Genomic DNA, 23,720 nt, shown 5'->3' with positions numbered 1-23,720 from the left:
ATGGCGTCACACGGATTGATTCTGGCTTTCGGCCTGCTGGTGGGATGGATGCCGGTGGGATGGAGTGTGACTGCTCACGCCGAGCCATTGGACGAACCGCTCAAGCCGCTGCCTCCCGTACCAGCACTGGACCCCAAACGGGTCCAACTGGGCCAACGCCTGTTCAACGACCCGCGGCTTTCCGCCAACAACACGCTGTCCTGCGCCAGCTGCCATCGCCTGGACAAGGGCGGCGCCGACGACAAGCCGTTGTCCCTGGGCTTGGATGGCAAACCGGTCGAGGTCAATACGCCCACCGTGTTCAACGCCAGCCTGAACTTCCACCAATTCTGGGACGGGCGCGCCGATACGCTGGAAGAACAGGTCCATCTGGTCGTGACCAGCCCGGTGGAAATGGGCAGCACCTGGGAGTCGGTGGTCAAGCGCATCGCCGATGACCCCGGCTATGCCAAGGATTTCAAGGCCGCCTATCCCGATGGCGTGACCAAACCCAATGTCCAGGGCGCACTGGCGGCCTACGAGCGCACCTTGCAGACGCCCAACTCGCGTTTCGATCAATACCTGCTGGGCGACACCGACATCCTCACGCCCCGGGAAAAATTCGGCTACCAGCGCTTCAAGGAGTACGGCTGCATCACCTGCCATCAAGGCGTGAACATTGGCGGCAACATGTTCCAGAAACTCGGGATCATGGGCGACTACATCAATGACCGGGGCAACCCCACCCGAGCCGACGAAGGACGCTTCAACGTCACCGGCGATGAAGCGGACCGGCAGGTTTTCAAAGTGCCCAGCCTGCGCAACGTGGCCGTCACCGCCCCGTATTTCCATGATGGGTCGGCGCCGACCCTGGAGCGCGCGGTAGAGGTCATGTTCAAGTATCAACTGGGTCGTGAGCCCCTCAAGAACGATACGACCCTGATCGTCGAATTCCTCAAGACACTGACCGGCGAATCGGAGGGCAAACCCCTATGACCATTCTCCGTCGTCTCGGTCTTGCGTTCATCGGCCTGTTGCTGGCTTCGGTCCTGCTGTTCATGTACATCAATTCAGGGGCCCAGCAGGCCGCCTCGTACATCGAGTCCCGGGACCTGATCCGCCTGCTCAAGCAGCAGGACGCCATCTGGGACAACGAGGTGCTCAAGGCGCGGATTGCCCTGAGCCACAATTACGATCCGCTGGTCTCGCCGCTGCAGGAGATGGCCCGCCTGTGGCAGCGCCTGGATGCCATCGAGTCGGAGCCGGGCCGCCACGGGCCGTCACTCTGGGAGGCCAAGCGCAACGAATACCTCAAGGCGGTGAAGGAAAAAACCCGCCTGGTGGAACAGTTCAAATCCCATAACGCAGTGCTGCGTAATTCCTTGGCCTTCCTGCCCACTGGCGAGGACGACATCCAGGGCCAATTCGCTCGGCTGCCCGACACCTACAGGCTGGAGTTGCAGAACGTTGCCATCGACACCTACGACCTGTTGCTCAGCAGCATGGAGTTCGCCCAGCTCGGTTCCCCCGAGATAGCCGCCGAGGTATTGCTGGGCTTGAATCAGCTGGACGTCAACAAAGAGCGCCTGCCCGAGGGGCTGCTCAACTCCATCGAAGTGCTGCGCAGACACATTGGGGTGATCCTGCGCGAACAGCCAAAGGTCAACGAACTCCTGCTCGGAATCGGCGCCATCCCCGTGGCCGATCAGCTGGATACCATCACCCGCCTGCTCGAGAAAGACCAGGAAAAAGCCGCCGCCAGATACGAGCGCAACCACGTTTACCTGCTGGTGTTCGCCACGCTTTTGGTGCTGATCCTGATCTGGCTGGCGATCCGGTTGATTCGCAGCTTCGCCGAGATCAAGCGGGTCAACAACGCCCTGCAAACCGCCAACGACGAACTTGAACAACGCGTCGAAGAACGCACCCGTCAACTCAAGGACACCCAGAGCGAACTGATGGACACGGCCCGCCAGGCCGGCATGGCGGAGATCGCCACCAACGTGTTGCACAACGTCGGCAACGTGCTCAACAGCGTCAACATATCCGCCGACCTCGTCAGCCGCAAACTGCGCAGCAGCAAGGCCCTGGGCCTGGGCAAGGCGATGAACCTGATCAACGAACACCACCACGACCTGGGGCATTTCCTCACCGAAGATGAAAAAGGCAAGCTGCTGCCCGGCTACCTCAATCAATTGGTGGAGGCCATCGCGGTGGAACAGCAAGGCATGACCGATGAACTGGCCCAACTGAGCAAGAGCGTGGACCACATCAAGGACATCGTTTCCACCCAGCAATCCTACGCCGGCGCCAACAGCCTGATGGAACCGCTGGTGGTCAGCGAGTTGCTCGAGGACGCGCTACGCATGAACTCCGGCGCCCTGACCCGCCACCATGTGACGGTGCTCAAGGAATACGGCGAGGTGCCGCGGATCATGGGCGACAAGCACCGCTTGCTGCTGATCCTGATCAACCTGATCAGCAACGCCAAATACGCCATGGCCGGCGTTTCCAACCATGCGCGAAACATGACGCTCAAGGCCGCCGTCGTGGACGGCGATATGTTGCAGATCAGCGTCAAGGACGAAGGCGAAGGGATCCCGGCGGACAACATGACGCGCATCTTCGCCCACGGCTTTACCACCCGTAAGGAGGGCCACGGGTTCGGCTTGCACAGTTGCGCACTGGCAGCGATAGAAATGAACGGCCACCTCACCGCACACAGTGAGGGGCCAGGAACCGGGGCAACGTTCGTCCTGCAATTGCCCTTGAAACTCGCGGAAGGTGAGCCATGAACAGCATCAGCAACCGGCGCATCCTCCTGATCGACGATACGCCCGCCATCCATGACGATTTTCGCAAGATCCTGACTCCGGAGAACGAGAACGACAGCGACCTGCAGGACATGGAAAGCGCGCTCTTCGGCGAAGCCCCGAAACCCACCGCCACGGTATTCGAGCTCGACTCGGCCTACGGCGGCCAGGAGGGCTTGGCCAAATTGCAGCAAGCGTTGGCCAAGGAGCTTCCTTATGCCCTGGCGTTTGTCGACATGCGCATGCCCGAAGGTTGGGACGGCGCCAAGACCATCGAAGAACTCTGGAAAGTCGACCCACAGTTGCAAGTGGTGGTCTGCACCGCGTATTCGGATTATTCCTGGGATGAACTGCTCGATCGCCTGAATGGCCACGACCGCCTGCTGATCTTGAAAAAGCCCTTCGACAATATCGAAGTCCAGCAGATGGCGAACACCCTGACCACCAAATGGGAAATGACCTCCCGCGCCCGGTTGAAAATGAACAAGCTCGAAGACCTGGTGGAGCAACGCACCCTGGCGTTCAAGCAGGCCAGCGAGCTGCTGCAAATGGAAATCGACGAACGCAAGATGCTCGAAAGCCAATTGGTGCAGTCGGAGAAACTGGCCTCGCTGGGCCAACTGGCCGCCGGCGTCGCCCATGAAATCAACAACCCGATCGGTTTCATTTCCTCCAATCTCGGCGCCCTCGGCGGGTACTTCAGCAAGCTCGAAGAAATGCTCCAGGCCTACGGCAGTGCCGAACAAGCCATCGCCTCGCCGCAGTTGCTGACGGAACTCAAGCGCCTGCGCGAACAGGTGGAACTCGACTTCCTGGTGGAGGACATTCCGGTGCTGATCAAGGAATCCAAGGACGGCATCGCCCGCGTCGGGCAAATCGTCAAGGACCTCAAGGACTTCTCTCGCGTCGACTCCAGCCAGGAATGGCAGATGGCGAACTTGCAGCAGGGCATGGATTCGACCTTGAACATCGTCGCCAACGAGATCAAGTACAAAGCCGACGTGGTCAAGCAATACAGCCCGTTGCCAGAAGTAGAATGCCTGCCGTCGCAGATCAACCAGGTGATCATGAACCTGATCGTCAACGCCGCCCAAGCCATCGGCCCGGAACGCGGCACCATCACCCTGCGCAACGGCGTCGAAGGCGACACCGTCTGGATCGAAGTCGCCGACAACGGCTCGGGCATCCCGCCGGAAACCCTGAAGAAAATCTTCGACCCGTTCTTCACCACCAAACCCATCGGTAAAGGCACGGGGCTGGGGTTATCGCTGTCCTACGGCATCGTGAAGAAACACAACGGCGAAATTACCGTGAGCAGCGAAGTCGGCGTCGGGACGACGTTCCGGGTGGAACTGCCGGTGCGGCAGATGAAATTGGCGGGGTGAGCGGCTACCCCTCATAACCGCAGCGAACGCGCTCTTGTGGCGAGGGGATTTACGGTGCGTTTTTTAGTTCGGATCCACCCGGTCCATCGCTGATAATTTAGCGACAACGTTCGATATCGGCTATCAAACACAACTCGGATATGGCATAGGGATTGCCCTCGACCTTTTTCATGAAAATATATCCGCTGTCGGCAATAACATAGAGGTCATAGAACAAAGTGGACATGACCGACGGATGATCCCCTCGCCGAATTGAGGCGATTACTTGTCGATCCCTGGCAAGATAAACGTCTGCTATCCCCCCTCGCCGCAAGGGACCCAGCATCAACACATAATCCACACCGAGCACTTGTTTCAGGACTGGCATCGCAGCGAATGCGGCGCTGGCCGCCGGGAGCCAGTTGGCACTCAACTCGGGTATTAAATAAATATGGTTCTTTTCATACAGAGACGAATGGGTGATGTCATAAACCAGCGAGGCCAGCACCGCCGACTCCTGTTCTTTTTGCAGTAAGAGGATCCGACCGTATGAGAAAGAAAATGACAACATCGCAAGTACCGGGACAAACAAAAAAAACCCCAGACGCTGATGGATACATACCAAGACCCGTAAGCAAAGAAAAAAAATCAATACGAGTAAAACAGAAAATGCCACGAAGGTTCGGGCACCACCGTTGAATTCGGCAAATAATAACGTGACCCCTGGGATACAGAACAACAATACCGGAATCGATAACACATAAAAAACCAGCAATAGCATCTTGAGCCAACGCTGTTCGGGGCACAATAAAAGTCTCACCCCTGCCCATACATATCCGACCAGAGCCAACACCACTGCCCCCCACGCTAACGGCCGTAAACCTCCGGTCCCACCAGCATCGAACATCTGTTGTAGAGACAACAATCGGTCGCGAATTTCCAACAAACTATTAACCTCCATAGGCAACAACACCTGTCGTGACCCGCTCATAAGTTGGTGAGCAGTTAAGTAATACACCAGCACGCCGATTCCAATCGCCAAGAATTTTCGCGCAACAAAATTCAACACCCAAACCGAAGATTTTCTTTCCCAAACTAATCGAATGACTTCCAGGCAACACAGCGCGATGAAAAAACCAATGAATACTTGGTAGATTGACAGAGCCAGTCCTATTAACAGTCCAGGGCCCCAAACATGTCGCCAGACCCGGTCGGATGGCCAAATAAGAGCATAAATGAGTGCCGCCATCCCCAACGCCATAACCGGTCCATCGTAGCGATAGGTCAGGTTCTGTAGAAAGTAAGGGTTGTACCAAATAGGTAGAACCACCAGACACTGGACAACACTTGGTCGCTGAAAATAGAAAAACGTCAGAGCCCTTAACGACAATGAGATTCCTACCACAGCAATGAAAAGCGGCAACGGGAACAGATCTGGCGCCGTCGAACCAAACGAAATAAGGTTGTAAAAAATCTCAATAACAACTCGTCCCTCCTCACTCCAGTTCTCTCCGGTCGCAAACGTCCGCCAGTTGTCATCGTTATAAAAATAGTCAGCCTGCACTAAGGGAAAGATATAAAGAAAATTCGCCGCCAGAAAAAACAGCAACACCTCCCGTTGCGTCAAGATTTTTATCGTGAAGAACCGGCACATGCTTCATCTCCTCTCTTGGGTTGCCCGCCGCGGATCATTTCCCTGATGACATACCGTGGTCGATGTTTGGTTTCCAAATAGATCCGCCCAATGTACTCACCCAACACACCAATGCCGATCAGTTGCACCCCACCCAAAAACAAAATCGCCGTCATCAACGATGGATAACCGGGCAGATCATTCCCAAAGAACAGCTTGTTAAGCACCATGTACCCGGCATAAACCAGCGACAAAAACGAGATGCAACCGCCGACATAAGTCCACAACCGCAACGGCACGGTGCTGAACGAAGTGATGCCTTCGAGCGCCAGGTTCCACAACTTCCAGCCGTTGAATTTGCTGCTGCCAGCGGCGCGACCGGCGCGGTCGTATTCGATGATCACGGTATTAAACCCGGCCCACGACAGCACGCCCTTCATGAACAGCTGATATTCGGGAAGGGTCTTTATCACCTCCACGACCTTGCGGTCTATCAGGCGAAAATCACCCACGTTGCGCTCGATATGAGGAGAGGCGATTCGATCAAGCAGGCGATAGAACAGCGCAGCGCATCCACGCTTGAGATAACTATCAGATGAACGATCGCGACGCTTGGCCAGCACCACCTCGGCGCCCTTCTCCCACTCTGCGATCAACCTAGGAATAACGTCGAGGGGATCTTGCAAATCCACGTCCATTGGAATCACCACATCGCCACTGGCGTGCTCGATCCCGGCAAACAACGCTGGCTCCTTACCGAAATTTCGAGAGAGTTCGATGAACACGACCAAGTTATCGGCCAGCGCAATGTCGCGAGCCAGAAAACCAGTCTGGTCCGCGCTGCCATCGTTTATAAACACGATCTCGACGCTATAGCCGGCCAGCGCTGGATGCTGGCGAACACTTTTGTAGAACAGTTCAAGGGTTTGCTCTTCGTTGAACACCGGCACAACCAGCGAGATTTTCATGGGCGGTGTCCACGAAACACCACGAACCGAGAGAGCAGGAAACCGAAAACCAAACTCAGCAGCGAAAATACCGCCACCGTCAGCAATCCATGGAGCCGCCAACGATCTCCCAGATACCCCACGGCATAACTAAGCGCTCCCATGGCGCAGAGGAAAACCATGTATCCCGTCACCGAGAGTTTGGCCTCGAAGGTATAGAGCGCATTGAGGTAATAGGAAAACGAAGCCGCTATACCAAACGCAGCAAGATTGCTGATCGACTGATCGAGACCGACCGCCACGCGCAGCACAAAAAATATTTGCCAATGAAGCAGTGTATTGGCGAGGCCGACCAATGAGTAAGTAAAAAAAGCGCTCCGGAACACGTTCATAGCTGCTGAGCGTCACGAAGCAACTTGAACCGGAACAAGCTGTAGCCCGTCGTCAGTTTCAGCAAGAAATACAAAGCTACCGCCAGCCAGCCAGGCGAACTCAAAGCATCGCCGATCGAGCCAATCCCATAGCTCGCGATGCCCATCAAACCATTGAACAGCAGATAGCCGCGCCACGGCTCTCCGGGCTCGAAGATGAAAAGCGCATTCACATAAAACGAAAACGCCGCCGCCACGCCGAACGCCGCGAGATTACTGTTCGCCTGAGTCAGTCCAACAGCGCCATACAGCAGGAAAAAAACCTGGCAATGGATCAATCCATTGACCAGCGCGATCACCATCAACGCGGAGAAACCCTTCATTGTGCCTGCCTTGCCATTTGCCAGTTGGCGGGCTTCCAAGCTAGGCCAGGGGGCTGCGGCGGTCTACTGTCAGAACTTACAGGTCGGACGCCAAACCCGACGGACGGTCAAAATCAACGCCGACAAAAAAGCCCCAGTCATTTCCGACCGGGGCTCTTGTTTTACAGCGTAATCACGTTACGAAACCGAACGCACCGAACCCTGCGTATCACCGGTCGGTTGCAACTTGAAGGTGTAGAACAACACCGTCAACAACACCAGGAACGCCGGGCCGACGTACAGCGCCACGCGCGTGTCCGGGAAGTACGCCATCAGGCCCACCACCAACACCAGGAACGCCAGCGCCAGGTATGAGCTGAGCGGGTACAACCACATGCGGTATTTCAGCGCGGCTCGCTCGGAAGCGCTGAGGCTTTTGCGGAATTTGAGCTGGGCCAGCAGGATCATCGCCCAGGTCCAGATCGCGCCAAAGGTGGCGATAGAGGTGACCCAGACGAAGACTTTTTCCGGCACCAAGTAGTTGAGCAACACGCCCAGCAGCAAGGCGGCGATGGACAGCAGCAACGCGCGGCGCGGCACGCCATTGCTGGAGGTCTTGGCGAAACCGGCCGGTGCCTGGCCGTTCTGCGCCAGGCTGTAGAGCATGCGGCCGGTGCTGAAGATCCCGCCGTTGCAGGAGGACAGCGCGGCGGTGATCACCACGAAGTTGATGATGCCGGCGGCGGTCTTGATGCCCAGGCGCTCGAAGGTCATCACAAATGGACTGCCCTGGGTGCCGATTTCGTTCCACGGATAGATCGACAGGATCACGAACAACGCACCGACGTAGAACAGCAGGATCCGCCAGAACACCGAGCCGATGGCGTTGGGGATGGTCTTCTGCGGGTTGCGCGCTTCGCCAGCGGTCAGGCCGATCATCTCCACGCCCAGGTAGGCGAACATCACCATTTGCAGGGACATCAACACGCCGGAGACGCCGTTGGGCATGAAGCCGCCGTGGGTCCAGAGGTTGGAGATGCCCAGGGCCACGCCGTCGTTACCGAAACCGAAGGCGATGATGCCGACGCCGCCGATGACCATGGCAATGATGGTGACAATCTTGATCAGGGCGAACCAGAACTCGAACTCGCCGAAGGCCTTGACGGCGATCAGGTTGATCGAGCCCATGCTGACCAGCGCGGCCAGGGCCCAGATCCAGCGGGGCACGTCGGGAAACCAGATGCCCATGTACACCGCCACCGCGGTGATTTCCGCCACACAGGTCACCAGCCACAGGAACCAGTAGTTCCAGCCGGTCAAGAAGCCTGCCAATGGGCCAAGGTAATCTTGGGCATAACGACTGAACGAACCGGCCACCGGGTTATGCACGGCCATCTCGCCGAGGGCGCGCATGATCACCAGGATCGCCAGGCCGCCAATGATGTAGGACAGCATGATCGCCGGACCCGCCATCTCGATGGCCTTGGCCGAACCGAGGAACAACCCGACACCGATGCAAGCGCCGAGCGCCATCAAGCGGATATGCCGCTCGCCGAGTTCACGTTTGAGCGGACCACCCTGAGCGGTCTCGCCATGGGGCAGATGATTGCCGACAGGCATAGGAGTACAACCTCGTCTTGTTATTGGATTAGCCACCGAGTCTCCAAAGCCGCAAGCCGATAAGCCCGCCGCCTTGCCGAAACCGGGCCTGCCTTGTGGACAGACCGTCCTGTAGAACAACGCCTCAGGATCAGCAGACCGTGCAGTATAAAAAGCCAGGGATAGAGAGTTTCACTGTAAAACCAGGGAAATTCAGGGATAAGCCTCAGCCGGAACGGCATTTTTGGAGAGGGATTGGCTGAATTACCGGCCATTCAGAAAACGGCGCAGAGTATTGCACAGCGATGGTGCAGCGTCATGTCTTGGCGGATGTAGAAGGCTCTATTTCAAGCGTTTCAAGCTACCACCAGCTCGTGGCGAGGGAGCTTGCTCCCGCTCGGCTGCGCAGCAGCCGCCTGCTTTAAAAAGCTGAAGCGAGGGCGGCTTCGCCCCCCAGCGGGAGCAAGCTCCCTCGCCACAAAAGCGACTAAAGCCACACCGTGTCCCACAATGGGTAATCGCCAATACGGTCTACTAACCCTGCCCGAAGCGGATTGGCAATGATGTAGCGGGCGGAAGGCCGCAGGTCCTCGTTGTCGCGGATCGCGCGGTCATGGAAGCCGCTTTGCCAGAATGCGCCCTTTCTGTTCATGGCTCGATTTATTGTGAGAGTGCTGCGAGATTTGACTGCCTGCATCACATGCGTGAGCTGGGCTTGCTCTAGCTGCACCAGCCAGTGCAGATGGTCGGGCATCACAACCCAGGCCAGCGAATTGACCTGACCTCGCTCATGAGCCAAGCGCATTTCTGCAATCAGTAAGCGGCCCAGTCGCCAATCCTTGAAGATCGGTGTGCGTCGGTGAACGACCGTAGTGACGAGATAACCTCGCCCAGGTTCCGAAGAGCGCCCGCGACGCAAGCGATCAGAATTGGGCGTGGAGGATGCATTCCTTGGCTTCCTGTGGTGGGGGGTCTACTTACGGTAGCCTCACCTGCGACGATCCGACGCAATAATGATTGAGCGACTTTTCCGAAAACAACGTAGTCCCCGTGGCGAGGGAGCTTGCTCCCGCTGGGTGGCGCAGCCGCCCTCGCTTTTCAACCCGGAAAACGCTTCGCCCATGCGACCGTTGCGTCTGCTGCGCAGCCGAGCGGGAGCAAGCTCCCTCGCCACAAAAAGCTTGTTGGCCAGTGGCATCTCACATGTGCTCATGTGCGGGCTTCCCCACAATTTCCCCGCCCCCCACGCCAACCACCGTCTAAGCTTCAAGCAAGTCCGATCAATCTGCGTGAATGGATCAGTCGACTATGGGCGCTTTGTGGCAAACCGATTCGAACAAACCTGTGGTCCCGACTGAACGTATGGAAGAAGCACCTTTACCTCAAAAAAAACGCCGCGCACGGCATGGCTGGCGGGCATTCTGGTTGTTGCTGCTGATTATCGTCGTGGTGGTCGGCCTGGCGGCGGCCAAGGAAATGCGCACGTCGCGGTTCCAGGCCCGGGAGCTCAGCAAATACGCCGAGTCCCTGAGCTATTCGGTGCAGCCGGGGCCCAGCGATGCCATCGTCTACCCGGGCGCAGGCCCGTTCGACCGGCGCCTGGGCTACAGCGCCCTGGGGGAATTTATCCCGCGCCTGCTCAAGCGTGATTATGTGATCGAGGCCCAGACCCGTTTTTCCCCGGACTTGATGGATTACGTCAACAAAGGCCTGTTCGTGCCCTACGCGGAAAAGATCCAGGCTGGGCTGACCATCACCGACTGCCGCGCCGCACCGGTGTATCAGTTCAAGTACCCGCAACAACTGTATGCGAACTTCGAAGCGATCCCACCCGTGGTGGTGCAGAGCCTGTTGTTCATCGAAAACCGTTTTCTGCTCGACCCCAAGCAACCTCTGGCAAATCCGGCAGTGGACTGGCCACGCTTCGGCATGGCGGCCTGGTCGCAAGTCGCCAAGCTGTTGAGCCTGCCGGGACAATCCGCCGGGGGCAGCACCCTGGCGACACAACTGGAGAAGTACCGTCACTCCCCCGAGGGCCTCACCGTGTCGGGCGGGGAAAAAATCCGCCAGATGATTTCCGCCAGCGTGCGTGCTTACCAGGCGGGCCCGCAGACCCTTGAGGCGCGGCAGCGGATCATCCGCGACTACCTCAACAGCGTGCCGCTCTCCGCCGTGCCGGGGCATGGTGAAGTCCACGGCATGGCCGAAGGCTTGCGGGTCTGGTATGGCGCCGATTTCAAGCGCGCCAATGAACGCTTGTTCAGCACCGCCACCGATCCCAAGAGCCTGGCGGAAAAAGGCCTGGCCCTGCGGGAAATGCTGTCGTTGATGATTGCCCAGCGCCGGCCATCCCATTACCTGTCCAAGGGTCGCGACGAACTGGCGCGCCTGACTGACAGTCACATCCGCCTGTTGGCCCAGAACGGCGTGATCGACGGCGCGCTGTCCGAGGCCGCGCTGGCGGGCAAGGTCAGCTATCGCGACTGGGTCCAGGACCCGACCGTGCAGCCCAACGAAACCAATAAGGGCATCAGCGCCGCCCGCAGTCGCGTCGCCGCGCTGCTCAACCGCCCGCTGTACGACCTCGACCGCCTCGACCTCTCCGCCACCAGCACCTTGCAAAGCGATTTGCAGGCCCAGGCCACCGAGTACCTCAAGCGACTGGCCGACCCGGCCTTCGCCGCCGAGATCGGCCTGATGGGAGAACGCCTGCTGACCCCCACCAGCACTACGCAGGTGCGCTACAGCTTCACCTTGCTTGAACTGACTCCCGATGGCTCGCGTGTGCGGGTACAGACCGACAACACCGACCAGCCCTTCGACATCAACGAAGGCAGCAAGCTGGAACTGGGCTCCACCGCCAAGTTGCGCGTGCTCACTACCTACCTGCAGATCATCGCCGAACTGCACGAACGTTATGCCCAGCAGACCCCGGCAGCGCTGAAGAAAACCGAGATCGCCGAGCAGGATCGCCTGTCCCGCTGGGCGGTGGACTACTTGATTGAAAACACCGACCGCAGCCTGCCGAAGATGCTCGAAGCCGCGTTGGACCGCACCTATTCGGCCAGCCCCGGCGAGGCATTTTTTACCGGCGGCGGGCTGCACACCTTCCACAACTTCCGCAGGGAGGACGACGGCCGCATCCCCACCCTGCGCGATTCCCTGCGCGAATCGATCAACCTGCCGTTCATTCGCTTGATGCGCGATCTGGTGCGCTACACCACTTACGCCGGGCCGAACAACAGCTCCGAATTGCTCAAGGACGACAAGGACCCGCGTCGCCAGGAATACCTGGCCCAGTTCGCGGATCGCGAAGGTACCTCGTTCCTGCTCAAGTTCTGGAAGAGATATCAAAAAAAGGACACCGCCCAGCGCCTCGAAACCTTCCTTGACGGCATGCGTCCCACCGCGATCCGCCTGGCCGCCGTGCACCGCTACTTCTTTCCCAACGACAGCCAGGAAAGCTTCAACCGCTTCGTGCGCGCGCATTTGAAGTCAGCCAAGGGCGCCGGAAAACTCACCGACGAACGCCTCGAACGGCTCTATCAAAGCTATGGCCCCGGCGCCTACGACCTACCGGACCAAGGCTTCATCGCCAAGGTCCACCCATTGGACTTGTGGTTGATGGGCTACCTGCTCAACAACCCGGAGGCCAAGTTCAGCCAGATCGTCAAGGCCAGCCAGTTCGAGCGCCAGGAAGTCTACAGTTGGTTGTTCAAGAGTCGGCACAAGAGCGCCCGCGATAGCCGCATCCGTACCATGCTCGAAATTGAAGCCTTCCTCGATATCCATCAACGCTGGCAGCAAGTCGGTTACCCGTTCGATCATCTGGTGCCATCGCTGGCCACCGCCATCGGCAGCTCCGGCGACCGCCCCGCCGCGCTTGCGGAACTGGTGGGCACGATACTCAATGACGGCGTCCGCCGCCCCGCGTTGCGTGTCGACAGCCTGCAGTTCGCCGTCGATACGCCCTATGAAACGCGGCTGGTCAGCAACCCGGAAAACGGCAAGCGTGTGATGCCGGTAGAAGTGGCCCGGGCGTTGCGCAGTGCTTTATCCCAGGTGGTGGATGCCGGTACCGCGAAACGCGTGGCCGGCAGTTTCAAACTGGCCGACGGCACGCCGCTGGCCATGGGTGGCAAGACCGGCACCGGCGACAACCGCATCGAAGCGGTCGGATCGGGCGGTCGGGTGATCAGCTCCAAATCAATCAACCGCACCGCCACCTTCGTGTTCTACATCGGCGACAACCATTTCGGCACCCTCACCGCCTTCGTGCCAGGCGCATCGGCGCAGAATTTCAAGTTCACGTCGGCCTTGCCGGTGCAGGTGCTCAAGGGCATGGCGCCGTTTCTCTCGCCGTACTTGCAGCCAGGGACTCATACCCAGTGCAAGCCATTGGTGGCGAAGCAGTGAGTGACAGCAACATGTGGGTCAAGCACATGTGGCGAGGCGATTTATCCCTCGCCACAAGACTCAGAGCGCTACGCGAGGCACCGCGTCGAAGATGACCGTGAAGTTCCCGGTGTACAGGCCTGGTGGATTCCCATCAAGATATCTGTCGGCGCCAATAACCATCTCCACCTGGGTGCCCGGCGTGGACGTAGCATCATCCACGACCTCCTGAGGGAAGCCGTGCAGGAACTTGTTATTGAATGACACATTGAGGTTAATCTTGGCTGACCCGCTGCTGAGCCAAGCCGGACCTCCCTCGATATAGGCATGCACGGAGCCTTCGGTGTTCTTTACATCATAGGTATGGCGCAAATTTCTTAAACGATCTGTGATGGGGTCATATTGCATCACTTCGTCCTTGCCAAACTCCGGATCCCGCGGCTGCACATGAAACTGCTGGTTCGGAATGTTCGCAGTGATATGAATCGCCGCGCGCGCGTCGTCGGCAGCGAATACCAAAGAGCCATTCATGGCACCGGCACCCAATACAGTCGCGCAGAGTAATTTTTTAAGCATGTTTACTTCCTATTGGTCGGATTTTAGACAACGGAAATGCACGCCAGCCAAAAGACCGGCACGCACCTTTAACACTTGGGCCGGCCTTGCAAGCTGGCGGGAACAAGCTCTCATGGAACAAATTACAAACGTCTTCGAAAGCCCTACGGCGCAACGGCATCAAAAACCATATGCACCGTGCCGTAGTAATCCCCCGGCTTGTATTCGTCATCGGGCTTAATGGCGGCAATGACCAACGGCACCTGACGCCCAGGCCTGGCCTCGTTGGCCGATACCACCTGAGTCGAGTCCAGGCTCAACTCAACGTTGTTGAACGTCACGCGCAAATCAATGCGGTCACGGCCATTGGACAAATACGCCTCTTCCCCCAGGCGCGCGCCGATGGAACCGTTGCTGTTCTTCACCTCGTAGGTCGCCCGCAACGGGCTGAGCTCATTGGTGATAGTGCTGAAAGGCAAGCGTTGCTCACGCTGGACCAGTTGCGGGTCGAGCGGCAGCACATAGAAATCAACCGTCGGGATGGTCACGTAGAGCTCGAAAGTTTCCCGCTCGACTGCTCCCCAGACCGGCCCCCACGGCAGCATCAGGACGGTCAACGCGAGGGGTCTTGCCAGTGTCTTGAACATAGTGATTACCTTTGGCGTCAACGAAGATGCGGCGACGGCAACCGTCACCCCTTGATCTCGACGTTTTTTTCCTTGCCACCCTCGATCAGCGTGAAGCGGTATTCACGCCCCGCTTCTTTATCGAAGGAAAAACTACGGCCGGCCATGACGTGATGCTTGGTGGTTGGCCGGCAATCGTTTTCTTTCTTCGCGACACAGTCCTTGAACTCATCGATGATCAACACGCTATTGCCGTTGTTGCGCATCGAATAACGAGCGGCGCTGTCATCGATCACCGTCTCGAAACGGGTATTCTTGGGCCGCACGAAAAACACCGTGCCGTAGCCCGCCAGGACCTTGACTCCCGCTGCCACGCGCTCCTTTTTGTACGCTTCACGTTCCTCGGCACTGACCGCGAACTCGTCCTCGGCTTCCGGCACCACCGGCACGAAACGAACGCGGAAGTAACGCTCCTTGTCGCGGTTGCCCATGAACAGCAACCGCGTACCCTGCATGCCATTGGCCGGGACGATCAGCCGCGCCGGACTGGCCATCAGGCCGTCCTTGGCTGTGGCGCTGGCCTGGCTCTGCAAGGGCACTTCCTGATAGGTGCCGTCCTGGTTATAGATAATTTCCAGGATGTTGACCTTGACGAAGGCCGTGGACGTCCCGCCGTTGAACACGCGTTTCATGTAGGTGCTTTTGTCACCATCGAGGTAGTCGTAGACCACCCCGACACCAATCTGCGGCCCGGCCTGGGCCACGCTGCAAAACAGACAGAATCCGATCCATGCCAATAAATGTTTCATCACTTCTTTAACCTCGTGCATTAAACGCAACTCACTGAATATTGCGGGACCTGAGGGCCGTTCAAACCTCTGAATCCCAGATCACCGTGACGCTGCCAAAATAGGCGCCTGGCTCGCGGTCAAGCATCGCCGCGACACTGCTGCTGCGGATCTGGAAATGCAAAGTGCCTGGCTTGCGATCGATATACCTGACCGGGAGAAACTGAACAGGATTGGCAAAGCCTGAAACAGGCAAATGTCGGCGACTGACCGGTTGCCCGCTGGTATTGGTCAAACCGTCGGGCAGCGTTACGTAGACATCCACCGGGTAGTAGATACCTGACCCAGGTACCGTCATACCGCACTCGGTGCCGGCCATATACCGGCACTGGAGCTTCATGCTGAAAGGTGAAGACGTCGAGATATGGAACGACTGGTCGCGTGACAGCACTGTCGGTTTGCTTCCATTGTTCAACCAGGCTTGCCAACCCTCGCGAGGTTCCAATTCAACCCGGTTTCCTCCCGGTGGAATTTCAACCTTGAGCACGTGCTCGACATCCAAGGTGAAATTGAGCGTGAGCGCCGAGTCATCAGGGACCACGACGTCACCGAAATCAAAATCGCGGCCCGGCCCAATGCCCAACGTCAGCGAGCCCCGGTACTGGCCGCCCGCCATTTTCAAGGGGTTGGGCGTGCGCAGCTCGTAGGCAAAACTCAAGTCCTGATATTTGAATTGGGAAATCAGGTATCGGGACGGTTTCGCACAGACGTCTTCTACCGACGCTCTCCAGAAAAACCACGCGTGCGAAATGCTGGATCCCAGGCTCGTACAGGGCCCCGGGGCGTGCCACCAACTCGAGCCAAATATCATGTTATAGGCGGTTTCCTCACCCACGCCGCCACCGACAATTTCAGTCGCGTTGGGCGTGAGCCCGATGGCCCCGCCTATTCCGACCACGCGCACTTCAACCGCTTCGGTGTGGCCCGTGCCTGAATGGATAACGTCTGCCCTTCGCCAGTTGGCCGGTACTTTCAACATCGCACCTTGGCGGGCATCCTCATGATTGGCCTGGATGGGTCCCCCTGAAGCGCCGGTGCGCAAACTCAGGCTGAATATCCCTGCCGACTGGCACAGCGCAGCGAACTGCACGCAATAACCGGCATTCGGAGTGGTATTGACGAACGTGTTCAGTTGGGGCTTCGAACTATCCGCTCGAAATTGCGCGGTGATGTCCAGCGTCGCGGCATCGACAGGCGGCAGGCAGGCAAAGCAGGCCGCTGAAAGCACACAGCTCGCGATGGTCGGTGTTCCTTTCATGGGTACAACCTCATATTCAGATCCGTTGAATAGACTTTTATACTTCCGAATTCCAGATCACCGTGACGCTACCGGTGTAGGCCTTGGCGCCGCTGTCGAGCATTTGCTCGACGCTGTTGCTGCCAATTTCGAAATGCAGGGTTCCCAACCCGCGATCGACATACAGGCTCGGTTGGAACAGGTGGGTGCCGCTGCCGTCACGCAACAACGGACGCCGATTGACGGGTTGGCCGGTGCCGTCGGTCAAGCCGACGGGTAGGCTCACGCTGACGTCCACCGGCACGGCATGACCGGTGCCGGTTTCCGAAACGGCGCAGGTATTGCCGCTGTTTTGTTGGCATTCGAGGGCCATCTTGAAGCGCGAAGAGGCCGATATATGGAAACGTTGGTCACGAAACAACCGCGTCGGTTTACGTCCGCTGTTCAGCCAGGATTGCCAGCCTTCCTGGGGGACCAATTCCACGCGATTGCCGCCGGGAGGCACTTCAACTTTGAGTGCATGCTCGACATTGAGTTTGAAATTGAAGGTGAGCGCAGAATCGCTGGGAAGCATGATGTCGCCCATATCAAAGTCTTGCCCCGGCCCCACGCTATAGTTCAGCGCCCCTGTGTATTGGCCGGACGACATTTTCAACGGGTTGGGTGTACGCAGCTCATAGGCAAAATCCAAATATTCGTAAGTCATACTGGGAATAAGGTAATGGGCCTTTTTTGCGCAGATGCGTTCAACCGGGGTTTTCCAGAAAAAACCGTACCAATTGCTGCCCAGGGGCGCATTACCACCGAACTGACATGGTGATGGGGGATAAAGCCATCTGCTGCTCCATAATTTATTATGAGCTTCCGAATCGCTGACCCCTCCACCTACCAAGTCGACCGCTCTGCGAGGGAGTTTGTACCTGGAACCTATAGCGCTCACGCGCACCTCGACAACTTCGGTCTCGCCCGTACTTTCATGGGTCACTTGCGTGGGTCGCCAATCGCTGGGCACTTTAAACATCGCACCTTGCCGGGCATCTACATGGTTCGCCTCGATAGGGCCGGTCGAACTGAACGTCAGGGGCAACCGAATACTGAACATCGTCTTCCCACACTGCCCTGGGAAGGTTGTGCAGTAGCCACTGACCGGAGTGGTATTAACGAACTTGTTTTCTTGGGGCTTCGAGGGATCAGGCCTGAAGACCGCCGTAATGTCCCTGCTCAAGGCATTGGCCACTGGTGCACAGGCCAACAACAACACCGAGACCACACTGCACACTGCAACCGATAAGGGTTTCATTTATACAACCTCATACATCAAGACAAATCACTGCAAATAGGGGGTGAGCCATTCACCTGTGGGAGCAAGGCTTGCCCGCGATGCAGGCGCCCCGGTCTTCAGGTGAACTGCGTTATCGTTCATCGCGGGCAAGCTTTGCTTCCAGGGCCTCATGAGCGTTGTTTCGCTCCGACCTCGGCAACCGCCGTATCGGCCAAGGTATCCGGCGTGCAACGCAAATCCCCGATCATCAGCACATCGCCTTCACTGCTCGCACTGTCCGGGTCGAGGCGGAAGCGGCAGAACAATTCGTTGCCGTAGCGCACTTCCAAGGTCGGCGAACCGGCGTTCATTTCCATCGAGAAGAACCCATCCACCTCACTGATGCCACGGCTGGCGTGGTTGATCACGTGATGGCCCTTTAGGGGTTGCCCCTGGTCATCCAGCAAACGTCCGAGCACGGTGACCGTGCGCATGACCTGAATCCTGCGATAGTCCACGCCACCCTTGTTCAAGTGATACCGGGTACGCGACGGCTCGATGTTGGCCGCCGGTGGATGAACACCCTCGAAATCGAACGTCACCATGCTGTTCTTGTAAGCGGTGATCGGCACGAAGTTACGGCCAGCGCGCAGCAGGGTGCTGCCACCCGTCAAGTCGTCGGCGCGCAGGGCGACCCCGTCCAAGTCGGTTTCCACGTCGACGATCATGCCCGCGCCGCGCCCTTGGGGTACGCCAGTGATCGCCGCTTTCTGGCCGCCCACGGCTACTGTGCTGGTCAAGTTCAGGCCGCCGGTGAGGTTGTCGTTGTAGGACGAGCGCTGGACGAAGCCATCGCCGAACAGTGAATCGGTCTCGAAGCTGGCGAGGCCGGACAGGCCCACGCCATAAGTGTCGGCCAGCACCGTGCCGGAAACGCTTTGCAGTACGTGGTCCTCCAGGCTGCGGCGATACGACAGCGAGGCATTGTTGTCCCGCTCGCCATCGCGGGAGGTGCGGGTGCCGATGCTGCCCGACCAATACTCGCCCGGCCCGCCCAAGGCCACGCTGACGCTCAGGTCCAGGCCGCGATTGCGCTTGTCGCCCGTGCTCGACGTGCCCGGACGGTCGAATACCGACAGTCGCCAGTTGGCATCGCTGCCACGCAATTGGCCGCGCTGGGTCCAGCCCAGGTCCAGACCGGTGCCCTGGACATTGCCTTCGCTGTAGGCCAGCCGTCCGTTGAGGGAGGTCTTGTTACTCAAGCGATGATTGACCGACAGCGACGAGTTGCTGGTCTGGCCGACGAACACGTTGCGCTGGCGAATACGGGTGCCGTCCGGCAGGGTCTCGTAGGTGTTGCGGGTGTCGAGCCAACTGCGGTTGTGGCTGGCGACGACGCTGCCGTTGCCGTAGCTGTACAGGCCTTGCAAATCCAAGCCGGTGCCGTACTGCTGAGTCTGGTAGACGTTGGCGTACAGGCTGGTGCTGCTGGCGAGCGTCCAGTCCACCGAGGTGCCAACTTGCAATTTATCCTGCACCTGGCGTGTGGAGGCGCCGAGAATCACTCGAGGATGCAGCAGGTAATTGACGCCCAGCCCTGCCGTGTTGAAACCCGAGGGCTGGTCTTCCCAGTTGCTCCAGAGGCGGGTTTCCCGCCCGGCAAACAGGTTATAGCGCCAGCGGTCTTCGGTGCTGTTCCAATTGTTGGGCTTGTAGACAAGCTCTTGGCTGGTGGCGGACGTTTGCCCGTCCTCGACCAGCCGTACTTCAACCTCATAGATGCCGCCGGGCAAGGGCCGGGTGTCCAGGCTCTGCAAGCCCGCGCTGACGGCCTGGGTATTGATCAGCAAGCCGTTGCGATAGATTTCCACCGACGCCTGACGGCTGGCGGTGACATAGATGGGGTAGACGCTGGGTTTGGGATTGTCGATCACCAGGCTGTCGGAACTGCCGTACATTACCCCCAGCGCGGTATCCGGATTGGCGCCGAACGAACGGATCTGCCGATTCAAGCCATCGGAGCTTGGCGTGAAATAACCCAGGCGAAAAAAATTTCCTTCCATTTCCCGTTGTGTATAGAGCTCATGGACGGCGTGGTAAATCTTGTCATCCGGCCCGCCGAGGCGTGAGAGCTGGAGGTCGAGCGACTGGCTCCAGTTGCCCAGGCTGGAACTGGCGTTGAGGCCATAACGTCCGCCGGCGTCCTGTTCCTGGCCGCCATTGATATTGAGTTGGTTATTGAGGATCAGGCCGAGGCTGCCGCCTTCCGGTTGATCGTAGAAACGCTTGGTTTCAGTTGCGCGCTCGACGTCCTGGGTCAGGATCGACACCAATGAGTTTTCGAGGCTGTAGTGCACGGCCAGCAACCCGCCAGTGCAGTTGGTTTCGCACGCGCCCAATGCTTGTCCCTGCTTGAGGCGCTGTTCCCATTGTTCGCGGTCGACGGCTTTTATCGTGCTGTCTTGCGTGTCGGTAAATTCCAGCAGGGTGATGCGATCATCCCGCGTCAAGACCACCATGGCTTCACCGAGATACTGTTGATTGAGTTCAATACGAACCGCGAGAGGCACATCGAAGAAGTGGGCTTCAAACTCCGCCGGCAGGCCCTTGGCCTGGGACAACAGGCTTCTTGGCGTCGTACCGGGGGCGGTTGGCGCGGCCAATGCAGTCGCACACAAACATAGCGCGAGCGCACCTGCGATGGGTGTCATCGGAAACATCAACGGATTCTCATATTCAGCGAGCTATCGGGGCGTTTCAGGTACAGGCCGACCGGCTGGGGAGAACCGGCCGGCCTGCGACAATGCCCGTGGCGATGAGTTGAGACTCACCGGGCATCGAATGGCATCACGGGCGCGGCACGGCGTCGAAGATCACGGTCATGTCGGCGGTGTACAGACCATTCTGGGTAGCCAGAGGCTTGGCCGCGATGATGGTCATGTCAGCCTGGGTACCTGGCGTGGAGGTCGCATCGTCCACCACTTCCTGAGGCGTGGCCGTCAGGGTGATGCCGTTGAAAGCGGTGGTCAGGTCGATGGAGTTGCTGCCGTTGTACAACGCTGCCGGGCCACCTTCGATGTAGGCATGGACCGAACCGTCGGTGTTCCTCACATCGAAGGTCTGGCGCAGCGACGTCAAGGTGCCGCTGACCGTGTTGTAGGTCATGATTTCATCTTTACCGAAGTCTGGGTTGCGCGGCTGCACGTGGAACTGCTGGGTCGGGATGTTCGCGGTGATGTGGATGGAGGAGCGTGCATCATCGACAGCGAACGCCACCGAAGAACCCAGGGTAGCGGCGACCAGGGCAGTACCGGATACGAGTTGTTTGAGCATGTTGTTAACACCTGTTCTTAGCGATAAAGAGAAAAGGTTGGAATTTGCAAACCAAGCGCAACTTGGTTTGCACTCCAACGCCGAGCATGATCGGCGCTCTTTAACTAAAAAAAAGCAGGCAACTTCCTAAGGACTCGTAGTAAATCGAGCATACGAAAGAGCGAAAAATACGCAGCTTTCTGAAAAATTAAAGTTTAGCCGTCAGAAACTTCCCACATTTAAGCCTGGGCGATTTCTCACCACTGCAAATATATGCCGCCGCACCCCGCACCCATTGAGCATTCATGTAAGGTCGCTCCCTGAGCGGTAATAATCCGCCGCAAGGACAAGATATATCTTAGTTTGCAAAACATCATTAAGCCAAAAGATATATCTTTTAATCAAGCTATATCTGAGTGCTATTTATATGCAGAACGGAGACAGCATATGAACGCCCTTTATTCTCATTCCGACGCTTCCTCCAAACACGAACAAGACGGTTTCGAACGACGTCCCACAGGCTCACGTGGCAGCCGAGCCCCTCGGGTCTTCGCCGCCGGTGACTTGAAAGTGTTGTTGCTGGCGCTGATTGCCGAACAGCCGTGCCACGGCTATGACCTGATCCGCCGGATCGAGTACATGTTCGAGGGCGCCTATAGCCCCAGCCCCGGCGTCATCTACCCGACCCTGGCCTTCCTGGAACTGAACGCCATGATCAGTTGCGGCGTCGAAGATGGAAAAAAGTGCTACAGCGTGACCGATGCCGGACGTCTATCCCTTGAGGAGCAGGCCGAAGCGCTGGATGAGGTGCGTACGCGCATTGAAATCAGCAAGCGCGCGTTGCGCGGCCATGACCGCCCCCCGCAAATCCAGGAAGCGGTGTATAACCTGCGCCATGCCTTGCAAAAGCATCGTGGCCACTGGAGCCCGGAAGAAATCCAGCGAGTGCGCGACCTGCTCGACGCCACCGCCAAAGCCATCATCGACGGCCCCGACCGTCCCCCTGTTTTGGAGTCAAGCCAATGACCGCAGTCGATCCAAACACCATTCACCGTGTCAGCCACGAGATCAAGCGCCGTCGCCTGCAAGTGTTGCGGGTCGAGGACCTGACCCCACGCATGCGCCGCATCACCGTCGGCGGGCCGGAGCTGGCCGGGTTCGTCAGCCTGGGCACGGACGATCACGTGAAGTTGCTGTTCCCGCAGAACGCCGAGGAACAGGCCGCCCTGGAACACTTCAGCCCCAGCCCCAGCATCGACAAGGCCCAGGGCCCGATGCCCCCGATGCGCGACTACACCCCGCGCCGCTATGACCTGGACAGCCTGGAACTGGACATCGATTTCGTGCTCCATGGCGACGGCCCGGCCGCGACCTGGGCGGCCCAGGCGGCGCCAGGGCAATCCCTCTACATCGCCGGGCCACGGGGCTCGATGGTCGTGCCGGACATCTTCGACAGCTACCTGCTGATCGGTGATGAAACCGCCCTGCCCGCCATCGCCCGCCGCCTCGAAGGCCTGGCACCCAACCGGCGGGCCCTGGTGGTGGTGGAGGTGGAAAACGGCGCCGAGCAGCAGATTCTCCAGAGCCCGGCGCAGGTGCATGTGATCTGGGTATTGCGTGAAGGCCGCCAGGACAACCTGCTGCGCACCGTGCAACAGCTGGACATGCCCGGCGGTAAGCTGTACGCCTGGGTCGCGACCGAGAGCAAGGTGTCGCGGCAGATTCGCAAGGTGTTGCTGGAGGAGAAAGGCCTGGACCAGGACTTTGTGAAGGCGGTGGGGTACTGGAAGCTGGATGACAGCGAGGAAGATTGAGGGACTGGCGGTGGCTGAAGTACCCTTCACCCACTGACTGAACATAACTTCGTGGGGAGGGAGCTTGCTCCCCACAGGTGCTATCGCTGTCCTTTAATACTTGATCCCCCATCACCAGGTCCCCCGCCCCATGCTTTTCCTGCTCGCCTACATCAGCAGCGTCGTGCTGATCAACTTCGCGTTTTCCGCCGCGCCGCACCTGGACATCATCTGGTCGGCCTGGGGCGGCCTGGTGTTTATCCTGCGGGACATGGTGCAGACGCGTTTCGGTCATGGCGCCATCGTGGCGATGCTGGCGGCGCTGGTGTTGTCCTATGTCACCTCGGACCCGACCATTGCCCTGGCCAGCGCCACGGCGTTTGCGGTGTCCGAGTGCATCGACTGGCTGGTGTTCACGATCACCAAGCGCCCGCTCCATGACCGGTTGTGGATCAGTTCGGCCCTGAGCATCCCCATCGACACGTTCATTTTCTTCGGCCTGATCGACGCCCTCACGCCCGCCGTGGTGATCACTGCCCTGCTCTCGAAATTCGCAGGGGTGACGGCCGTTTGGCTGATCATGGCCTGGCGTCTGCGCAAACAGGCCATCGCCGGCTGACGCGGT

20 protein-coding genes are annotated in these 23,720 nt (G+C 58.5%); 7 read left to right on the top strand and 13 right to left on the bottom strand.

The window, feature by feature from the left end:
• Genes HU742_RS05180 through HU742_RS05170 form a run of 3 tightly spaced genes read left to right on the top strand, consistent with a single transcriptional unit; the run spans position 1 to position 4,177 of the window.
• Positions 1-975, top strand: coding sequence for a cytochrome-c peroxidase (locus HU742_RS05180; RefSeq protein ID WP_186640947.1), 975 nt, complete (start codon positions 1-3; stop codon positions 973-975).
• The gene (locus HU742_RS05175) at positions 972-2,774 is read left to right on the top strand and encodes a DAHL domain-containing sensor histidine kinase (RefSeq protein ID WP_186643584.1); all 1,803 of its coding nucleotides are present in this window, start codon (positions 972-974) and stop codon (positions 2,772-2,774) included. Before HU742_RS05180 ends, HU742_RS05175 begins: the two co-directional genes overlap by 4 nt.
• Positions 2,771-4,177 (top strand): ATP-binding protein, encoded by a 1,407-nt coding sequence (locus HU742_RS05170; protein WP_186640943.1) that lies wholly within the window; start codon positions 2,771-2,773, stop codon positions 4,175-4,177. The genes HU742_RS05175 and HU742_RS05170 overlap by 4 nt, the downstream gene beginning before the upstream one ends.
• Before the next feature lie 97 nt (positions 4,178-4,274).
• On the opposite strand, the gene HU742_RS05165 is transcribed toward HU742_RS05170, so the two are convergent.
• From HU742_RS05165 to HU742_RS05140, 6 genes are all read right to left on the bottom strand, one after another.
• Complete coding sequence (locus HU742_RS05165; RefSeq protein ID WP_186640941.1) at positions 4,275-5,810, bottom strand: glucosyltransferase domain-containing protein; 1,536 nt, start codon at positions 5,808-5,810, stop codon at positions 4,275-4,277.
• Complete coding sequence (locus HU742_RS05160) at positions 5,789-6,757, bottom strand: glycosyltransferase family 2 protein (RefSeq protein ID WP_186643583.1); 969 nt, start codon at positions 6,755-6,757, stop codon at positions 5,789-5,791. The genes HU742_RS05165 and HU742_RS05160 overlap by 22 nt, the downstream gene beginning before the upstream one ends.
• On the bottom strand, positions 6,754-7,128 hold the full coding sequence (locus HU742_RS05155; RefSeq protein ID WP_186640939.1) for a GtrA family protein: 375 nt from the start codon (positions 7,126-7,128) through the stop codon (positions 6,754-6,756). Before HU742_RS05155 ends, HU742_RS05160 begins: the two co-directional genes overlap by 4 nt.
• Positions 7,125-7,490, bottom strand: a complete 366-nt coding sequence (locus HU742_RS05150) for a GtrA family protein (RefSeq protein WP_186643582.1) — start codon at positions 7,488-7,490, stop codon at positions 7,125-7,127. Before HU742_RS05150 ends, HU742_RS05155 begins: the two co-directional genes overlap by 4 nt.
• 177 nt (positions 7,491-7,667) lie before the next feature.
• Complete coding sequence (locus HU742_RS05145) at positions 7,668-9,089, bottom strand: amino acid permease (protein WP_186643581.1); 1,422 nt, start codon at positions 9,087-9,089, stop codon at positions 7,668-7,670.
• Between the two features lie 466 nt (positions 9,090-9,555).
• The gene (locus HU742_RS05140) at positions 9,556-9,987 is read right to left on the bottom strand and encodes an REP-associated tyrosine transposase (protein ID WP_186640935.1); all 432 of its coding nucleotides are present in this window, start codon (positions 9,985-9,987) and stop codon (positions 9,556-9,558) included.
• A 389-nt stretch (positions 9,988-10,376) separates the two neighbouring features.
• On the opposite strand from HU742_RS05140, the gene HU742_RS05135 reads away from it, so the two are divergent.
• On the top strand, positions 10,377-13,484 hold the full coding sequence (locus HU742_RS05135; protein ID WP_186643580.1) for a transglycosylase domain-containing protein: 3,108 nt from the start codon (positions 10,377-10,379) through the stop codon (positions 13,482-13,484).
• Positions 13,485-13,544: 60 nt separating this feature from the next.
• Here HU742_RS05135 and HU742_RS05130 read toward each other — a convergent pair whose 3' ends face one another.
• From HU742_RS05130 to HU742_RS05100, 7 genes are all read right to left on the bottom strand, one after another.
• A complete protein-coding gene (locus HU742_RS05130) occupies positions 13,545-14,039 on the bottom strand; it encodes a CS1 type fimbrial major subunit (RefSeq protein WP_186640931.1) in 495 nt (164 codons plus the stop codon).
• A 143-nt stretch (positions 14,040-14,182) separates the two neighbouring features.
• Positions 14,183-14,665 carry a CS1 type fimbrial major subunit gene (locus HU742_RS05125; protein ID WP_186643579.1) on the bottom strand — a complete coding sequence of 161 codons (483 nt, stop codon included), beginning with the start codon at positions 14,663-14,665 and terminating at the stop codon, positions 14,183-14,185.
• Positions 14,666-14,709: 44 nt separating this feature from the next.
• Complete coding sequence (locus tag HU742_RS05120; RefSeq protein ID WP_186643780.1) at positions 14,710-15,453, bottom strand: molecular chaperone; 744 nt, start codon at positions 15,451-15,453, stop codon at positions 14,710-14,712.
• Between the two features lie 61 nt (positions 15,454-15,514).
• Entirely contained in the window at positions 15,515-16,750 is a 1,236-nt protein-coding gene (locus HU742_RS05115) for a hypothetical protein (RefSeq protein WP_186640927.1), read from the bottom strand.
• 37 nt (positions 16,751-16,787) lie between these two features.
• Positions 16,788-18,029: a hypothetical protein gene (locus HU742_RS05110; protein ID WP_186643578.1), complete on the bottom strand. Its 1,242-nt coding sequence runs from the start codon at positions 18,027-18,029 to the stop codon at positions 16,788-16,790.
• A gap of 149 nt (positions 18,030-18,178) precedes the next feature.
• Complete coding sequence (locus HU742_RS05105; protein ID WP_186643577.1) at positions 18,179-20,710, bottom strand: CS1-pili formation C-terminal domain-containing protein; 2,532 nt, start codon at positions 20,708-20,710, stop codon at positions 18,179-18,181.
• Between the two features lie 127 nt (positions 20,711-20,837).
• Positions 20,838-21,323, bottom strand: coding sequence for a CS1 type fimbrial major subunit (locus HU742_RS05100; RefSeq protein ID WP_186640922.1), 486 nt, complete (start codon positions 21,321-21,323; stop codon positions 20,838-20,840).
• Positions 21,324-21,749: 426 nt separating this feature from the next.
• On the opposite strand from HU742_RS05100, the gene HU742_RS05095 reads away from it, so the two are divergent.
• From HU742_RS05095 to HU742_RS05085, 3 genes are all read left to right on the top strand, one after another.
• On the top strand, positions 21,750-22,328 hold the full coding sequence (locus tag HU742_RS05095; protein ID WP_186643576.1) for a PadR family transcriptional regulator: 579 nt from the start codon (positions 21,750-21,752) through the stop codon (positions 22,326-22,328).
• Positions 22,325-23,116 (top strand): siderophore-interacting protein, encoded by a 792-nt coding sequence (locus tag HU742_RS05090; RefSeq protein WP_186643575.1) that lies wholly within the window; start codon positions 22,325-22,327, stop codon positions 23,114-23,116. The genes HU742_RS05095 and HU742_RS05090 overlap by 4 nt, the downstream gene beginning before the upstream one ends.
• A 130-nt stretch (positions 23,117-23,246) precedes the next feature.
• Positions 23,247-23,714, top strand: a complete 468-nt coding sequence (locus HU742_RS05085; RefSeq protein ID WP_186610917.1) for a preQ0 transporter — start codon at positions 23,247-23,249, stop codon at positions 23,712-23,714.
• Positions 23,715-23,720: the final 6 nt, after the last annotated feature.

The organism is Pseudomonas marvdashtae (assembly GCF_014268655.2).
Taxonomy (GTDB): domain Bacteria; phylum Pseudomonadota; class Gammaproteobacteria; order Pseudomonadales; family Pseudomonadaceae; genus Aquipseudomonas; species Aquipseudomonas marvdashtae.
The sequence above is the reverse complement of the archived record's forward strand: the minus strand, read 5'-3'. Positions and strand labels throughout refer to the sequence as shown.

Coding starts and splice junctions, on each gene's coding strand:
- HU742_RS05095 (WP_186643576.1), top strand. CDS start 21,750: ATGAACGCCCTTTATTCTCATTCCGACGCTTCCTCCAAACACGAACAA.
- HU742_RS05100 (WP_186640922.1), bottom strand. CDS start 21,323: ATGCTCAAACAACTCGTATCCGGTACTGCCCTGGTCGCCGCTACCCTG.
- HU742_RS05115 (WP_186640927.1), bottom strand. CDS start 16,750: ATGAAAGGAACACCGACCATCGCGAGCTGTGTGCTTTCAGCGGCCTGC.
- HU742_RS05160 (WP_186643583.1), bottom strand. CDS start 6,757: ATGAAAATCTCGCTGGTTGTGCCGGTGTTCAACGAAGAGCAAACCCTT.
- HU742_RS05125 (WP_186643579.1), bottom strand. CDS start 14,665: ATGTTCAAGACACTGGCAAGACCCCTCGCGTTGACCGTCCTGATGCTG.
- HU742_RS05165 (WP_186640941.1), bottom strand. CDS start 5,810: ATGTGCCGGTTCTTCACGATAAAAATCTTGACGCAACGGGAGGTGTTG.
- HU742_RS05170 (WP_186640943.1), top strand. CDS start 2,771: ATGAACAGCATCAGCAACCGGCGCATCCTCCTGATCGACGATACGCCC.
- HU742_RS05150 (WP_186643582.1), bottom strand. CDS start 7,490: ATGAAGGGTTTCTCCGCGTTGATGGTGATCGCGCTGGTCAATGGATTG.
- HU742_RS05145 (WP_186643581.1), bottom strand. CDS start 9,089: ATGCCTGTCGGCAATCATCTGCCCCATGGCGAGACCGCTCAGGGTGGT.
- HU742_RS05120 (WP_186643780.1), bottom strand. CDS start 15,453: ATGAAACATTTATTGGCATGGATCGGATTCTGTCTGTTTTGCAGCGTG.
- HU742_RS05180 (WP_186640947.1), top strand. CDS start 1: ATGGCGTCACACGGATTGATTCTGGCTTTCGGCCTGCTGGTGGGATGG.
- HU742_RS05090 (WP_186643575.1), top strand. CDS start 22,325: ATGACCGCAGTCGATCCAAACACCATTCACCGTGTCAGCCACGAGATC.
- HU742_RS05110 (WP_186643578.1), bottom strand. CDS start 18,029: ATGAAACCCTTATCGGTTGCAGTGTGCAGTGTGGTCTCGGTGTTGTTG.
- HU742_RS05155 (WP_186640939.1), bottom strand. CDS start 7,128: ATGAACGTGTTCCGGAGCGCTTTTTTTACTTACTCATTGGTCGGCCTC.
- HU742_RS05135 (WP_186643580.1), top strand. CDS start 10,377: ATGGGCGCTTTGTGGCAAACCGATTCGAACAAACCTGTGGTCCCGACT.
- HU742_RS05175 (WP_186643584.1), top strand. CDS start 972: ATGACCATTCTCCGTCGTCTCGGTCTTGCGTTCATCGGCCTGTTGCTG.
- HU742_RS05130 (WP_186640931.1), bottom strand. CDS start 14,039: ATGCTTAAAAAATTACTCTGCGCGACTGTATTGGGTGCCGGTGCCATG.
- HU742_RS05085 (WP_186610917.1), top strand. CDS start 23,247: ATGCTTTTCCTGCTCGCCTACATCAGCAGCGTCGTGCTGATCAACTTC.
- HU742_RS05105 (WP_186643577.1), bottom strand. CDS start 20,710: ATGTTTCCGATGACACCCATCGCAGGTGCGCTCGCGCTATGTTTGTGT.